The following is a 14,939-nucleotide window of genomic DNA, read 5'->3' on the forward strand; positions in this document are numbered from 1 at the left end:
CCTGTTATGATAAATACGATAAAACGAATTGATGTACTGGTTGCTAGAAGTGAGGTGAAAAGATGGAAAGATATGTTGTAATTGACTTAGAAACAACTGGTAACGCTCCAGGTAAAGAGGATAAGATTATCGAAGCGGGTCTTGTAATTATCGAAAATAATACAATCATTGATAGCTATTCCACCTTACTAAATCCAGGAAAGGAAATTCCATTATTTATTACAAATTTAACAGGAATCTCTGACAAAGATGTAGAGGATGCTCCTTTATTTGAAGAAAGAGCCGATGAAATAACACGTTTGTTTGAAGACAGCTATTTAATCGCACACAATGTTCCTTTCGACCTAGGTTTTTTAAATACTGAATTAGAAAACTGTGGTAGGAATAAATTAACAACCCCGATACTTGATACTGTTGAACTAGCAAGAATCTTATTTCCGAGATCTCCAAGCTTTAAATTAAGCCAGTTGTCTGAATACCTTAAGTTGCAGCATAATGAGCCACATCGTGCATTATCAGATGCATATGTAACAGCAAAGCTGTTTTTAAGATTAAAGGAGAAATTAGAATCTTTACCTTATGAAACAATAGAACAGCTGTTGAAAATAGAGAAAACATTAAAATCAGATGTATATCAATTACTTCACTCTAGACAGCAGGCTTTACTTTTTTCTTCTGAGGATATATCTGGTATAGAAACATATCGGGGACTCGCTTATCGTCAAACGGAACCACAGTCTGACCAAGTTCGCACGCTTGATTTATCGTTTGGTGAGTACTTGGATCATATATACGAAGAAAATGGAGCAATGGAAAAGCAAATAAATAACTATGAAAAGCGCATCGGTCAACGTGAGATGTCAGAAACAATTTTTGATGCCTTTCAGAGTCACCAACACGCATTCATAGAGGCAGAGACAGGTACGGGAAAGTCGCTCGCATACCTTATTCCTACAATATATGAAGCAATCAAAGACCAGAAACGGATTGTCATAAGTACGTTTACTACTCAGCTACAATCACAATTATTAGAAGAAGAATTACCGATGGTAAATAAATTAGTTAATTTCCCATTACATGCGACTTTACTGAAAGGGAAGTCCCATTACATTAGCTTGGAAAAATTGGAACATGAATTACGTGATTCTCAACAGGACAATTACGATATTGCCTTAACAAAAGCGATAATACTTGTGTGGTTGACAGAGACCGTAACAGGGGATATAGATGAAATTCAACTTCCATCCAGTGGCTACCTCTTCTTTCGACGTATATCTGCTGATACGGAAGAAAATGTTGATCCGACTTCACCTTGGTTTGCTAGATCGTATTATCAGAAGGCGCGTAAAAGAGCTCAGCGTGCAGATATTGTTATTACAAATCATGCTTTACTATGCACGGATATGTTTAATGAATATCAGTTACTCCCAAGTTATGATAAAGCAATAATTGATGAGGCACATCATTTGGAGGATACGGCATCAAGACATTATGGACTTAAGCTAGATTATATTCACATGCAGTATATGTTGAATCAGTTAGGAAAAACAGAAGATAACAAGCTCCTAACGAATCTAATTAATACGTACCAAATAAATCATGATCAGCTTCCATTAGAAAAATGGGATTATATTATTGAGGAAGCTAAATATGAAACAGATGATTTATTTCGTCATTTATTTCAATATGTAGTAGATCAACATAAGTCAAACAAGACTTTAAGTGATATTGGAAGAACACAATATCGATTCTCTCATGAAAAGGAACATCCTGAGAAGTGGGATGCCATTAAGGAAATGGTTAATCGTTTACTATTTTATCTGCGTGATTTAATCCACGGATTAGCTGTTATGGTACATTACTTAGAAAAGAAAAAAGAGATCGAAAGACAGGATAAAGAGCGTATCCAATTACATACAGAGCAGCTGCAAAGCTATATTGATCGACTTGAAGAGCTTTTCCTTGTCGAAGAAACAAGCGAGCAAGTAAAGTGGATAGAAATTGAAGCTTATGGAGCAAAGAATGCAGTTTATTTATATAGTGAGCCAACAAATGTTGCCGGTTTACTAGCAAAAGATTTCTTTGCTAGTAAAGAAAGTATTATTTTAACAAGTGCTACATTGACCATGAATCAATCCTTTCAATTTATTCAGGATAGATTAGGTATTAGTGCTGACAGGTTAATTACAAAACAAATTGAATCGCCCTTTTCTTATAAAGATCAAGTTCAATTAATGGTTCCGAACGATTTTCCAGATATCAAATATGGAAATATCGATGAATTTATATATGCTACATGTGAATCAATTATTTCATTGGCAGAAATAACAGCAGGAAGGATGCTAGTACTGTTTACTTCTTACGATATGTTAAAGCGGGCTCATGCCCTTTTGAAGGAAACATTAGACCTAAGTAGTTATGCCTTAATTGCTCAAGGAATCTCAAGTGGTAGCCGAGCCAGATTAAAGAAAAATTTCCAGACCTTTAATCAAGCCATTCTATTAGGAACAAGTTCCTTCTGGGAGGGTGTGGATATTCCAGGTGAAGATTTATCGTGTTTAATGATCGTGCGATTGCCATTTCAACCCCCAGATCATCCAGTACACGAAGCTAAATCCGCCTATTTAAAAGAACAAGGAAAAAATCCGTTTATGGAATTTTCTTTACCTAATGCCGTCATTCGATTTAAACAGGGGTTCGGCAGATTAATTCGCTCTTCTAGTGATAGAGGAATTGTATTTGTATGTGATGCACGAATGGTTAAGGCGCGCTACGGCAAATATTTTATCGACTCTATTCCACCTGTTCCATTATCTGTTGATTCTACTCAGAAGCTCATGGAAAAAGCCAAGAATTGGTTTTAGTGGTGAAGCCATAAAACGTGAAAGGTGCATGTACAAAAAAGACTGATGCTCGAGGCAAGAGCATCAGTAATAAAGAAGTGGTATGGGTGAGAAAAATTTTGCTAAAAACAATAAAAACAAAACACAACTTGCTATAAGCTTGTTATACTATACGTATGTGTTTGAGTTTATTTTATTTCAGCATATATATAGGTTTCACTTAGCTTGCGAAAGTATGATTAACAATTTTTTGATAAAAAGGGTATTTTACTGGAGGGATAAGATGGATAATAAAATAGAAACATTATCAACAGTTAAGCTCCAATATTCATCAGATCTTTATAAAATAGTTGATAGTTTAAATAGAACATTAAAAGAGCAGGATTTAATGTTCGGTCTAGCATTGGATGATAACGATGAGGATCAGGCAATCTTCACGATTTACCGGACCTAAATGGTTAAAATGGAGCTTACTGATTAGCATAATTATCCTAATTTCCTGTTTTATTTATATGATATTTCTATATGTCGATTTAAAAGAAAGTAAAACCGCAGGCTATGCTGAAACAGAAAGGCAATTATTAAAGGCGAACGCCCTTACAGAAGTAACAGCCATCAAAACATTCAATGGAGAAAAGGCCTATCATGTCGTGTTTGGAAAAGATGGTAAGGAAGAAAAAATTATTTTCTATCCGCTTGAAGGAAAAAAGAAAAATTTGACGACGATTAATCAATCGGAAATTATAGCAGAAGATGCTATAATAGATGATTGGAAACAGCAGTGTAATCAATGTGAATTTGTAAAAATAACACCGGCACTTGTAAATGAAAATGCTCTTTGGGAACTTACTTATAAAGATCAATCTGGTCGATATGTGTTGGATTATTTATCGATCTATGATGGGTCTAGGTATGAGCAGTATCGTTTAAAACGAATGTTTAATTAAAAGGAATGCTAACATAGAAAGGTGATATTAGTGGAACTAGCAAATCGAGTAAAAACCTTAACACCATCCTCAACCTTAGCAATAACAGCAAAAGCCAAAGAATTAAAAAAGCAAGGTCATGATGTCATTGCTCTAGGAGCGGGTGAGCCTGATTTTAATACACCAGAATTCATTTTAAATGCTGCACAAAACGCAATGCGTGAAGGAATGACTAAATATACGCCATCGGGTGGAATAGTGGAGCTAAAACAAGCGATCGTATCTAAATTTAAAGCAGATAATCACCTGGATTATTCGACCGATCAAATTATTGTCACAACAGGTGCAAAACACGCACTTTATACATTATTTCAAGTATTGCTAAATGAAGGGGACGAAGTAATAATACCTGCCCCATACTGGGTTAGCTATCCAGAACAGGTTAAGTTAGCAGGTGGCAGTCCGGTATTTTTGACAGCAAGTGAAGAAAACGGATTTAAATTGACACCAGCACAACTTGAAAATGCGATAACTGATAAAACGAAAGCTGTAATTATAAACTCACCTAGTAATCCAACAGGTATGATGTATACAGAGGAAGAACTTAAGCAAATAGGAGAAGTTTGTTTAAGGCATGATATACTTATCGTTTCAGATGAAATTTATGAGAAGCTGATTTACTCAGGGGATCCACATATTTCAATTGCTCAACTTTCTAGCGATTTGCAGGAACAGACTGTTGTTATAAATGGGGTATCCAAGTCACATGCTATGACGGGCTGGAGAATTGGATATGCAGCTGGACCTATTGCTATCATAAAGGCAATGACAAGTTTAGCTTCACACTCAACATCAAATCCTACATCTATTGCGCAATATGCAGCTCTTGCAGCATATCAGATGGACGGAGAACCTGTCGAAGGGATGAAGCAGGTATTTGCCGAACGCCTAGAAAAACTCTATGAACTCTTACTTGAAATACCAGGTGTTACCTGTATTAAACCGAAGGGAGCCTTCTATCTGTTTCCAAATGTAGAAGAAGCATCAAGAAATAATGGATTTGCTTCTGTGGATGAATGGGTAAGTGCTTTGTTAGAAGAGGAAAAAGTTGCACTTGTACCAGGCTCTGGGTTCGGCTCACCAAATAATGTGCGTCTATCCTATGCCACATCAATGGAAGCTTTAATAGAGGCAGCTACACGAATAAAACGATTTGTATTAAAGCACCAATCTTAATCGTATCAGGAGGTAATTTTTTTGAAAATAACTATTTCACAAGCACCAGCACACAATGATCAAACAGTTACCATGGGAGCATGGCTCGCCAATAAGCGTTCAAGTGGAAAGATTGCCTTTTTGCAACTACGTGATGGTACTGGTTTTATACAAGGAGTAGTTGTTAAAAATGATGTCAGTGAAGAAACCTTTCAACTGGCTAAAAATTTAACCCAAGAATCCTCTGTTTACATAACTGGTAAAATTGTTGAGGACACCCGCTCTCCGTTTGGTTATGAAATGCAAGTAAGTGATATTGAATTAATACATGAGTCCATTGATTATCCAATAACTCCTAAGGAGCATGGAACTGAGTTTTTAATGGATCATCGTCATTTATGGCTACGCTCTAAAAAACAACATGCTGTAATGAAAATACGAAATGAAATTATTCGCGCAACGTATCAATTCTTTAATGAGAACGGATATGTAAAAATTGATCCTCCTATTCTAACAGGTTCTTCCGCTGAAGGAACAACGGAATTATTTCACACAAAATACTTTGACGAGGAAGCCTATTTGTCACAAAGTGGTCAGCTATATATGGAAGCAGCTGCTATGGCTTTTGGTAAAGTATTCTCCTTTGGTCCTACTTTTCGAGCAGAAAAATCGAAAACACGCAGACATTTGATTGAGTTCTGGATGATTGAACCAGAAATGGCTTTTGTTGACCATCAAGAAAGTCTTGAAATTCAAGAGAATTACGTGAGCTTTGTTGTGCAAAGTGTTTTAGAAAATTGTAAGCTAGAATTACAGGTATTAGAAAGAGATACTGAAAAATTAGAAAAGGTAAAAGCACCATTCCCACGAATCTCTTATGATGATGCGATTGATCTTTTAAAAGACAAAGGATTTACGGATATTGAATGGGGAGAAGACTTTGGTGCACCTCATGAAACTGCGATTGCTGAAAGCTTTGATAAGCCAGTATTTATCACAAATTACCCAGCAGAGATTAAAGCATTCTACATGAAGCCTGACCCTAATCGTTCGGATGTTGTTTTATGTGCAGATCTTATTGCTCCTGAGGGATATGGAGAAATTATAGGTGGTTCGCAACGTATTGATGATTTAGAGCTTATGAAAGAGCGCTATGAACAGCATGACTTAACAGGCGAAGCCTATAAATGGTATCTAGAGCTAAGGCAATACGGTAGTGTTCCTCACTCAGGTTTTGGTCTAGGATTAGAAAGGACAGTCGCTTGGATATCTGGTGTAGATCATGTACGTGAAACAATTCCTTTTCCAAGATTACTTAACCGGCTTTATCCATAAATGAGGATTTTTTTAGTGACTAGCTATCAGCTTTTTTATCGCTAATTCCAATATATAGTCGGTTTAAAAGGAACAAACCTTAAACGTATAAGCGTTTATGAACCGCTGCTGTTTTTTGAGGTTGGGGTTTTTACAGCCCATTAACCTGTAATAAAATCCCTTGTCTTTTAGAGCAAGGGATTTTATTATTTTAACAACATGCTATACTTTTAATGAGGTGCTATGATGACGAAGCAAATTTCCATTCAAGATATATTGTTAAACCAAATACAGATTCCTGTAGAATTATTCTTAGCATATAAGGATTTAGGGCTCAATGAAAAGGAAGTAATGCTCTTATTACAGATTCAACGATTCTTACAGGATAGGGTTGATTTTCCTACACCTGATCAGTTAGCTGCCTATGTTACAATGGATGAAAAGGAATGTGCACATTTATTACGGGCACTGATTCAAAAGGATATGCTAGCTATTAAGCAGCAGGAAAGGGAAGGGGAGAAACTAAGTGAAGCTTATTGTTTAACCCCGCTTTGGAATAAATTATTTTCATCGGATATACAACAACAGGAAGCGTCTACTGACGGAACAATATTTATCTTATTTGAACAAGAATTTGGCCGTCCGCTTTCACCGTTTGAAATAGAGACGATAAATGCGTGGCTTGATCAAGATCATATTTCACCTGCTTTAATTAAAGCAGGATTAAGAGAATCTGTGTTGATGGGCAAGCTTAATTTTAAATATATTGACAGAATTCTAAGAGAATGGAAGAAAAAAGGAATCCATACAGTGGAGCAAGCTAGAAATGCAAGTAAGCAATTCCATTCTTCGCAAACAGGAACAAATCAGCCTACCAAAAAAAGAGATACCTCATTTTATTATAATTGGCTAGAAGGAGAAGACTAAGCAGATGCTGAATAAAAAACAGATTAGATTTTGTTTAGATGAAATGAAAAAAATGTTTCCTTATGCTGAATGTGAACTGGAGCATGAAAATCCTTTTGAGTTGGTTATAGCAGTACTTTTATCCGCACAGTGTACGGATACATTAGTAAATAAAGTAACGAAAGAATTATTTAAGAAATATAAAACACCAGAGGATTATCTTGCAGTGCCTTTAGAGGAGCTGCAGAACGATATTAAGTCAATTGGTTTATATCGGAATAAGGCAAAAAATATCCGTAAACTATGTACCGTTCTTTTGGAGGAATATGGTGGTATTGTCCCAAAATCAAAAACAGAGCTTGTTAAATTAGCTGGAGTTGGTAGAAAAACGGCAAATGTGGTAGCATCTGTTGCATTCGGTGAGCCTGCAATAGCTGTGGATACGCATGTTGAGCGTGTATCAAAGCGTCTAGGTATTTGTAGATGGAAGGATACGGTCATAGAAGTAGAAGAAACATTGATGCGGAAAGTGCCAAAAGAGGAATGGAGCGAAACACATCATCGCATGATATTTTTTGGCAGGTATCATTGTAAAGCAAGAAATCCAAACTGTCCAGAATGTCCACTGTTAGAGGTGTGTAGAGAAGGGCAAAAGCGGATGCGCACTGCTTCCCAAAAGTCATAAAATGACTAAGGATATCCTTTTTGTTTATCTAATTAAAATGGAGATCGCCTATGATTGAAACTTAACTCGGGTACGGAATTCAACCTCCTCGACATCTTCATTTACGGCTGTTGAAAAGACTCGAAGTCTGTGCAGACTTGATAAAGTTAAAACTGTATTCAGGGTATTGTCGATTTCCTAACTTACCCAAAAGATTTTAAGAGGTAATTTCAACTAAAAACAAACCAAAAAACACCGACCATGATTTTTGAACATCATGGTCGGTGTTTCGTTTAATGGACTTTTGAGAATACCTCTTTATTATTATTGTTCTTCATCAACTGAATTTCCACTGTCGGGACCTCCGCCTTCAGATCCATCTTCACCACTATTTTCGCCTCCACCTTGTTGAGACGATCCTCCTTCACCACCATCTCCATCATCTCCACCAGATCCACCAGATCCACCAGATCCGTCTCCACCAGATCCACCAGGGTCACCGTTATCTTCTCCCGTTTCATCCGCAGGAACTGTCACGGTTGTATGTTGACTTTGTCCGCGGACTCCTTCGTTATTACCCTTTTTACCAACTGGTGTTACCGTGATGGTATAGCTTTGACCAGGCTGTGCTCCATCAATTTTAAGACCGTTTGCTTCAACTGTCTTCGTTTGTCCGTTTACTGATACTTCGAAGCTGGCAGGCGGACCATTATAGTTCCACGAAACATCAATTTCTGAATTTGCCTCATTGTAAGCGGCTGATAATCCCTCAACAGCTGGAATTCCTTCTTCCTCTTCTTCGCCTGGAATTTTTACTTTCGTGGTTTTCGGTTCACTCTTCATTGATTCATCGTCATTACTGATCGCCACGACCTGAATAGTATAATTAGCGTCTGGCTCTACCTCTTTAATCACCATAGAGGTATCTTCTGTCTTAGAGAGTGTTTGCATTTTTCCATCGTTCATTTGTAATCCGACTTCAAATGATACATCTGCATCGGATTTATAATCCCATGAAACATCAATCGTGTTACTTTCTTCGTTAAAGGTAGCCTTCAATCCACTTACTGCATCTAATTTATCGAACTTCTCGGAGGTGCTGCTTGGTTCTGTTCCTTTTACGAATAGCTCCGTCAAAATAGAGGATGAAGGTGTAAATTCACTCGGCTTCGCCGCAGGATTTGATCCTTTTTCAACCTTTGCTTCTACCACAGAATTTGGCTTAACAAAGTCTTTCGTCTCCACGTCTTTTGACAGTTCCGTCATAATGTTTTTGAATAGGGCATGCGGGATTTTCGTATGACCGCTAGGAATTACATCACGGTGTCCATTCTCATCCGTATAACCACCTGTCCATACGGATATCGTGTAATTTGTTGTATAGCCAGTAAACCATGAATCGGGGCTACCAGATTTATCTTCAAGATTGGTTGTTCCCGTCTTTCCTGCTACTGGTAAGCCAGAGATATTTGCAAGTTTACCAGTACCTTCTGTAATAGCAGATTTAAGCATATCTGTCATCATATATGCTGTGTAATCTGACATAACAGGCTCGGCCTTTGGTTTTAAATCAATGGTTCTTCCATCAGGAAATTCTACTTTGGTTACTGCATATGGTTCATTATACAATCCCTCATTACCAAATGCTCGGAATGCACCAGCTAGTTGTACTGGGGTAACATATGTTTGCGTTCCACCAATAGCATCTGTGATTGTAATTTTATCTTCATGGAAATTAATTCCAAGGCCTTCAGCAAATTTTTTGGAATTTTCATAGCCAACTTCTTCTAATGTTTTTACTGCCGGTACGTTTAACGATTGGTTTAAGGCATGGCGCGCCGTCATCCAGCCAGCGTATTGTCTGTTCCAATTTCGTACCGTTGCTCCTTTTGTTCCAGCTATTTCATATGGCTTATCATCGTTTATTTGATGGTATGTCGACATTTTATTATATTCTATTGCTGGACCATAGGCTATAATTGGTTTAAATGTTGAACCAGGCTGCTGTTCCGTTAAGGCGAAGTTGAATTCCTTTTTCCCTTCGCTATTTCGCCGTCCGCCAATAGCTCGTATCGCACCATTCTTAGTATCCAGAACGGCCAGGCCTGCCTGCATTTCATCATCCGGATAAGGGATTGGATTATCTTCACTATCTGTTAATAAATATTCAACATGCTCCTGGGCACTTGTATCAAGTGTTGTATGAATCGTTAATCCATCTGTATTAATATCTGCACCATCTACTTTTTCTCTAACTTCTTCTTCCACCTTCTGTAAAAAGGCATCATAAGGAGCAGAATCAGGACGAGAGTCGGTTAACAGAGAAGAAATTTCCACTTCTCTAGCTTCATCGGCTTCTTTTTGTGAAATTTTTCCATGGCGCACCATCAATTTTAATACGGTATCCATTCTTTTCTTCGTTAGGTCTGGGTTATTGAATGGATCGTATGCTGTAGGTCGCTGTGGTAAGCCAGCTAAAATGGCAGCCTCAGGAAGTGTTAATTCACTTAAATCTTTTTTCCCGAAGTATGTCTCAGCAGCTTTAGCAACGCCATATGCACCACTACCGTAATAGATCTTATTTAAATACATCTCTAAGATCTCTTCTTTGGAGTATTCACGTTCCAGTTTTAATGCTAGCCATTGTTCTTGTACTTTTAAACTAATCTTTTTCTCAGGCGATAGGAAGGATTTCTCTACAACCTGCTGTGTAATGGTACTAGCACCTTCTGATCCAAAACCATTTGTTATATTGGCTACAATGGCACCACCAATACGTCTTAAATCGATTCCACCATGTTCAAAGAATCGAGCATCCTCCGTTGCTGTAACAGCATCAATTAATATTTTCGGCAATTCATCATAGCTTATTTTCGTTCTTTGCTTATCTCCAAGACTTGCAAATACTTCGCCATCCTTATCAAGAATTTGTGATGCTAATGGATCGGATAATTTTGCATCATCTATATCTGGCGCTGTAGCGATCCAATATGCAGCTGTCGCACCAGCGCCTAGTCCCATTACAACAAATATAATTAATAAGGACAGTACAATTTTTTTCCACATCGGTTTTTTCTTTGATTTTTTCTGTTTTCTTCTCGCTGTACGAGATTGGCTATTTTCTGCCATCACTTCATTCCTCCGTCTCTAAAAATAAAGCTCATCAATGATAGCTAAATAATCAATTCTTGCTTTATATTGAAAAGGGATGATATATCCTTCTTCCTGAATGGTTTCATAGGCAATCGATTTTTTGCCACCATTTAATTTGACGTTCCAGTGCACAAAAAGTTTCTCTGCAGGTAAAAAAAATGTTTCGTCATGTGCAGCAAATCGGATAATAATAAAACTAATTCCTCCATGGTCAACTACAGCCTTCATATGATCTATTTGATGTTCATGTATATTAGCTAGCGGAAACAAGGTTTTATTTTTAGTCTCTTTCGCTTCGAAATCAATATACCTATACCTATAGACCCCATTATAGTCAGTTGTTGATGCTTGTTTGAAATATGCTTCTGTAATAACTGCTGCACTTCGTTTTGGATAGTTTACCTTTACAATCTGTACTGGTGTTGGTTTTTTATAGATAAGTGCTTTATTTGCTTTTACATAAAAAGTGTTCGTCTCATTAATATCTTCTTCTAATGTCATCCCTCGATTACTAAATATATTTGTGTTTTTTTTAGCGTCTTTTGGACGACTGATATTTTTTCTCTGCCCATTTGGGTAATTCATTTGTTGGTTCCTCCTTGCATAATACCATATCATATAAGAAAAAAAATACCATTTAAATAGTACGCATAAATATTACAGAATCGTGCATAGTTAAAACAAACTGTTGAAGGAAGGATGAAGATGTATCCAACGAAAGAACTTCAATCCTATGTCCATTATATAACAAATTCAACTAAATCACGAAATAGAGATAATATTAGCCGCACAACTGCTTATTTTAACTATTATTTGCAATTTCCAGAAATAAAATGGTCATACTTAGCAAGTCTTGTGTCTAGAAATGCAGGGTATAATATGACAGATCTATTGTTACCTCCTTATCGATTTATACTGGGTGATAAGGAGAGAGAGCGATTATTTATGACTTATGAACGCGCAAATTGGTTAATTTTCTCTGATGCATATCCGCAATTACTAATTTACCAGCTTTCAAAGCAACTACGAGAGCCTGTATTTCAGTTATTAAAGGTTTTCCATGTGTCGGATTTTATGATAAAAGAATGGCATTATTTTTGGAAGTTCTCTGATGAAGATCGATTACTTCGAGCATTAATTATAAACGAACAGAATGTAATACATGGGCCAGTAATTGAACAATCATTTTTTAAAAAACGTGTTTTTCACAAGCTACCATACGTACTACAAAATCTACTTTTAATGAACGCAGTACTGTTACCAACAAAATCAACGAATTTGTATGGTGCCTATGTACAAAACTTCACAAGTTTAACCAATCGGATTAATCTCGGAAAAAAACTGGCATCAATATTATTTACCCCATCTGTGTATAATGAAACATTGGCATTTGCTATAGATTGCGAACATACCGGTTCAAGATATGATTATGAGCGTTACTTAGATCTCTCCTTCCAAGCGTCTCCATTCCTACGAATGGTATACCCTATTATTTCACATCAAGATAAGATTCGAACAGATTGGTATAAATCGGGGGGTGTCAAAAAGAAATGGACAAAGAATGTTGCTACTCCAACAAAAAGTGATATTGGCTTAACTTTCTATAAAAAACGTCAGCTTTTGTATGCTTATTACTTTATTCGGTCTGTGTTTAGTAGGCAGGAATTATAACGAAAGGAGAGGGGGGTTATACAAAATTGAATCGAGGTTCATTTGGTATGTTTTTGATTTCATTGGCGGAAAGCGGTATGTACTGTTGTGCAGTGAATAATGCATTTGAAAAAAACGAACTTATCAAAGGGCTGTCCAAAGGTATTTTTGACCTCTAGGACAGCCCTTTGATTTATTTACGTAGATGGTCGGTTAGGACCATCTAATTTCTTATCACCCTTTTTTAGGGATTTTGACCGAATAGATTCAGTTTTTGTTTGGTTTTTCTTATTTTGTTTCATGTGAACTCCTCCTTCAATTATTAGTTTGTCAAAAACACATAAATTAATGAGTTTTATCACCTGTTTTGTAAGCTTCGTTCTAGTTTTGTCGAACAGGAAGGATTGAATGGCTCTAAACCGAATACTAGTAGTAATAACTTAACCAAGGGAGGAGATTATATGTCATTTGCTATCAGGAATCTCCATACAGCTAATCCAGGTGCCGATCGGAAATCGGTTGAATTATCATTGCAACAGTTATCAGATCAGGTACGTTGGCTGGATCAAAAGCTTATGATGAAGGTTGAAAATGAAATATCTGATCAATTTCAGGATAGAATGAATGAAATGAATGCACTAAAAACGACTTTAAAGAGAGTGGAGGGGAATTATTAAAAAAACATGTCCATTATGTTAAAATAATCCTAATAGCAAACTTTGTTAAAGGCGGATATTCAACATGGACATAAAGAAACAAACAGAATTATTAAAAGAGCATGTAGTTCGATTAAAGGATAAATATGAGCAAAACGATCCTCCTGAAAATCGAAAAGATAAAGCTTTGTTTTTAAAGGTTAAAGAAGAAACAACGCCTATTTATGAGATGTTACAACAATGGGAAACGGGCACGCTGCGAATGGTAAAAGAAAGGAAGCTAACTATTCATCCTCAACAGGTGGCTTCTACAAAAGAAAATATGGAACTGCTACTCATGCATAGTTACTATATAGATGTGAGAAGAAAAAGATACATGGAATTAAACCATTCCATTCTCTATATTTTTGACCAAATTATTAGAGAGTTGGAGCTGGGGCATAACTAAAAAGTTCCATTTAAAAGACGAACTATTTGGTGGTTCATTTTTTTCTTAGTCTAGGAAATTTAGCCCAGGGGGATAAATATGGGCATGTTGAGCCACGTCCAGCCTCAGTACCGAGAAATGGAGGCGACTTCACGAATCGCTCTACGCTAAGTCATCATCGGCTCGCAAGCACACCATGATTCTTTTATCTCCATTGACTCGCCCCAGTTGCTACGTTCTAAACGAGCGCTCGCACTTTTGTTCTGTTCCGAGCCTCTTTACAATCATTTGATTTTTACTTATAATAACCTTCCATACTGTGGAGAAGGGGATAAATAATGACTGCTAAATATGAATTAGTGAAAAAAGCCATTCGTATAAGGGATAACGCTTATGTTCCTTATTCCAACTTTCCTGTAGGAGCAGTTTTAAAAGCAAAATCAGGAAAGCTATATACAGGATGTAATATTGAAAATGCCGCGTATCCAGTGTCGTGTTGCGCTGAGCGTGTCGCCATATTTAAAGCAATCGCTGAAGGGGAGAAGGAGTTCACGGAAATGGCTGTTGCAGCTGACACAGATCGGCCAGTTCCTCCTTGTGGATCTTGCCGTCAAGTGATGAGTGAATTCTTTACAGCAGATATGAAGATTCATTTAACCAACCTAAAAGAGGACACTAAAACAGTTACGATGGAAGAACTTTTACCTTTTTCCTTTCAGCCATCTGATCTAAATAAAGAGACGTAAAGGGCGAGGGTTTGCCTTTTTAGAGAACCTCATTGAAAACGTAGATTATTGATAATATTTGCTCTATTTCTTTGTTCATAAAAAGGGCTGCTCAAAGTCGTTTAGACTTATGAGGCAGCTCCATTTTTTGTAGTCTAGGAAATTATAAAAATTGAGCATGAGGATAAATATAGACGTGTTGAGCCGTGTCCAGTCCCAGCGTCCAGAAACTAGGCTACTTCATGAATTGCTCTATGATAAGTCATCATCGGCACGCAAGCTCACCGTGATTCCTTTATCTCCGTTGACTCGCTCCAGTCGCTACGTTTCTAATCGGACATTTGCGCTTTTGTTCTACGTTAAGAAAGTATAAAATCAGTGCAATGACTACGTTAAGCCAAGTAGTTATTTTGAAATGTTAGATGTATATTGGCAATGCTCCGACTAATTACTTCGCTTT

Annotated in this window: 14 protein-coding genes; 11 read left to right on the plus strand and 3 right to left on the minus strand. The window is 37.0% G+C overall.

Annotation, left to right across the window (positions count from 1 at the left end; all coding sequences use genetic code 11):
• Nucleotides 1-62: 62 nt before the first annotated feature.
• The 7 genes from dinG (at nucleotide 63) to nth (ending at nucleotide 7,889) form a co-directional block, all read left to right on the plus strand.
• Nucleotides 63-2,864 carry an ATP-dependent DNA helicase DinG gene (gene dinG / locus ABDZ84_RS05875; protein WP_281948989.1) on the plus strand — a complete coding sequence of 934 codons (2,802 nt, stop codon included), beginning with the start codon at nucleotides 63-65 and terminating at the stop codon, nucleotides 2,862-2,864.
• Nucleotides 2,865-3,126: 262 nt separating this feature from the next.
• The gene (locus ABDZ84_RS05880; protein WP_080668675.1) at nucleotides 3,127-3,297 is read left to right on the plus strand and encodes a YpmA family protein; all 171 of its coding nucleotides are present in this window, start codon (nucleotides 3,127-3,129) and stop codon (nucleotides 3,295-3,297) included.
• Nucleotides 3,260-3,790: a cell wall elongation regulator TseB-like domain-containing protein gene (locus tag ABDZ84_RS05885; protein ID WP_026680991.1), complete on the plus strand. Its 531-nt coding sequence runs from the start codon at nucleotides 3,260-3,262 to the stop codon at nucleotides 3,788-3,790. The genes ABDZ84_RS05880 and ABDZ84_RS05885 overlap by 38 nt, the downstream gene beginning before the upstream one ends.
• A 30-nt stretch (nucleotides 3,791-3,820) precedes the next feature.
• A complete protein-coding gene (locus ABDZ84_RS05890) occupies nucleotides 3,821-5,005 on the plus strand; it encodes a pyridoxal phosphate-dependent aminotransferase (RefSeq protein WP_026680990.1) in 1,185 nt (394 codons plus the stop codon).
• 21 nt (nucleotides 5,006-5,026) lie between these two features.
• Nucleotides 5,027-6,319: an asparagine--tRNA ligase gene (gene asnS, locus ABDZ84_RS05895; protein WP_343780529.1), complete on the plus strand. Its 1,293-nt coding sequence runs from the start codon at nucleotides 5,027-5,029 to the stop codon at nucleotides 6,317-6,319.
• Between the two features lie 225 nt (nucleotides 6,320-6,544).
• Entirely contained in the window at nucleotides 6,545-7,225 is a 681-nt protein-coding gene (locus ABDZ84_RS05900) for a DnaD domain-containing protein (protein ID WP_205601735.1), read from the plus strand.
• 4 nt (nucleotides 7,226-7,229) lie between these two features.
• The gene (nth, locus tag ABDZ84_RS05905) at nucleotides 7,230-7,889 is read left to right on the plus strand and encodes an endonuclease III (RefSeq protein ID WP_121605100.1); all 660 of its coding nucleotides are present in this window, start codon (nucleotides 7,230-7,232) and stop codon (nucleotides 7,887-7,889) included.
• A 303-nt stretch (nucleotides 7,890-8,192) separates the two neighbouring features.
• Here nth and ABDZ84_RS05910 read toward each other — a convergent pair whose 3' ends face one another.
• Both ABDZ84_RS05910 and recU read right to left on the minus strand, forming a co-directional pair.
• Nucleotides 8,193-10,997, minus strand: coding sequence for a PBP1A family penicillin-binding protein (locus ABDZ84_RS05910; protein WP_343780532.1), 2,805 nt, complete (start codon nucleotides 10,995-10,997; stop codon nucleotides 8,193-8,195).
• 18 nt (nucleotides 10,998-11,015) lie between these two features.
• Nucleotides 11,016-11,606 carry a Holliday junction resolvase RecU gene (gene recU, locus ABDZ84_RS05915; RefSeq protein WP_343780534.1) on the minus strand — a complete coding sequence of 197 codons (591 nt, stop codon included), beginning with the start codon at nucleotides 11,604-11,606 and terminating at the stop codon, nucleotides 11,016-11,018.
• A 120-nt stretch (nucleotides 11,607-11,726) separates the two neighbouring features.
• Here recU and ABDZ84_RS05920 point away from each other — a divergent pair, with 120 nt between their 5' ends.
• Nucleotides 11,727-12,692 carry a DUF2515 family protein gene (locus ABDZ84_RS05920; protein ID WP_026680984.1) on the plus strand — a complete coding sequence of 322 codons (966 nt, stop codon included), beginning with the start codon at nucleotides 11,727-11,729 and terminating at the stop codon, nucleotides 12,690-12,692.
• Between the two features lie 176 nt (nucleotides 12,693-12,868).
• Here the strand turns inward: ABDZ84_RS05920 and ABDZ84_RS05925 are convergent, their stop codons facing one another.
• Nucleotides 12,869-12,973: a spore protein gene (locus tag ABDZ84_RS05925; RefSeq protein WP_200862547.1), complete on the minus strand. Its 105-nt coding sequence runs from the start codon at nucleotides 12,971-12,973 to the stop codon at nucleotides 12,869-12,871.
• A 159-nt stretch (nucleotides 12,974-13,132) separates the two neighbouring features.
• Between ABDZ84_RS05925 and ABDZ84_RS05930 the strand changes: the two genes are divergently transcribed.
• The 3 genes from ABDZ84_RS05930 (at nucleotide 13,133) to ABDZ84_RS05940 (ending at nucleotide 14,500) form a co-directional block, all read left to right on the plus strand.
• On the plus strand, nucleotides 13,133-13,348 hold the full coding sequence (locus tag ABDZ84_RS05930) for a hypothetical protein (RefSeq protein WP_026680983.1): 216 nt from the start codon (nucleotides 13,133-13,135) through the stop codon (nucleotides 13,346-13,348).
• A gap of 64 nt (nucleotides 13,349-13,412) precedes the next feature.
• Nucleotides 13,413-13,775, plus strand: a complete 363-nt coding sequence (locus tag ABDZ84_RS05935) for a DUF1798 family protein (RefSeq protein ID WP_026680982.1) — start codon at nucleotides 13,413-13,415, stop codon at nucleotides 13,773-13,775.
• A gap of 317 nt (nucleotides 13,776-14,092) precedes the next feature.
• Nucleotides 14,093-14,500, plus strand: coding sequence for a cytidine deaminase (locus tag ABDZ84_RS05940; RefSeq protein ID WP_026680981.1), 408 nt, complete (start codon nucleotides 14,093-14,095; stop codon nucleotides 14,498-14,500).
• Nucleotides 14,501-14,939 lie beyond the last annotated feature (439 nt).

It is taken from the genome of Virgibacillus salarius (genome assembly GCF_039521925.1).
GTDB classification, from domain to species: domain Bacteria; phylum Bacillota; class Bacilli; order Bacillales; family Amphibacillaceae; genus Virgibacillus; species Virgibacillus salarius.

What these genes read in the sequence shown, in the direction of transcription:
- ABDZ84_RS05900 (WP_205601735.1), top strand. Translation starts at nt 6,545, where the DNA reads ATGACGAAGCAAATTTCCATTCAAGATATATTGTTAAACCAAATACAG.
- ABDZ84_RS05880 (WP_080668675.1), top strand. Translation starts at nt 3,127, where the DNA reads ATGGATAATAAAATAGAAACATTATCAACAGTTAAGCTCCAATATTCA.
- ABDZ84_RS05930 (WP_026680983.1), top strand. Translation starts at nt 13,133, where the DNA reads ATGTCATTTGCTATCAGGAATCTCCATACAGCTAATCCAGGTGCCGAT.
- ABDZ84_RS05935 (WP_026680982.1), top strand. Translation starts at nt 13,413, where the DNA reads ATGGACATAAAGAAACAAACAGAATTATTAAAAGAGCATGTAGTTCGA.
- ABDZ84_RS05925 (WP_200862547.1), bottom strand. Translation starts at nt 12,973, where the DNA reads ATGAAACAAAATAAGAAAAACCAAACAAAAACTGAATCTATTCGGTCA.
- ABDZ84_RS05885 (WP_026680991.1), top strand. Translation starts at nt 3,260, where the DNA reads ATGAGGATCAGGCAATCTTCACGATTTACCGGACCTAAATGGTTAAAA.
- ABDZ84_RS05910 (WP_343780532.1), bottom strand. Translation starts at nt 10,997, where the DNA reads ATGGCAGAAAATAGCCAATCTCGTACAGCGAGAAGAAAACAGAAAAAA.
- recU (WP_343780534.1), bottom strand. Translation starts at nt 11,606, where the DNA reads ATGAATTACCCAAATGGGCAGAGAAAAAATATCAGTCGTCCAAAAGAC.
- ABDZ84_RS05940 (WP_026680981.1), top strand. Translation starts at nt 14,093, where the DNA reads ATGACTGCTAAATATGAATTAGTGAAAAAAGCCATTCGTATAAGGGAT.
- nth (WP_121605100.1), top strand. Translation starts at nt 7,230, where the DNA reads ATGCTGAATAAAAAACAGATTAGATTTTGTTTAGATGAAATGAAAAAA.
- dinG (WP_281948989.1), top strand. Translation starts at nt 63, where the DNA reads ATGGAAAGATATGTTGTAATTGACTTAGAAACAACTGGTAACGCTCCA.
- ABDZ84_RS05920 (WP_026680984.1), top strand. Translation starts at nt 11,727, where the DNA reads ATGTATCCAACGAAAGAACTTCAATCCTATGTCCATTATATAACAAAT.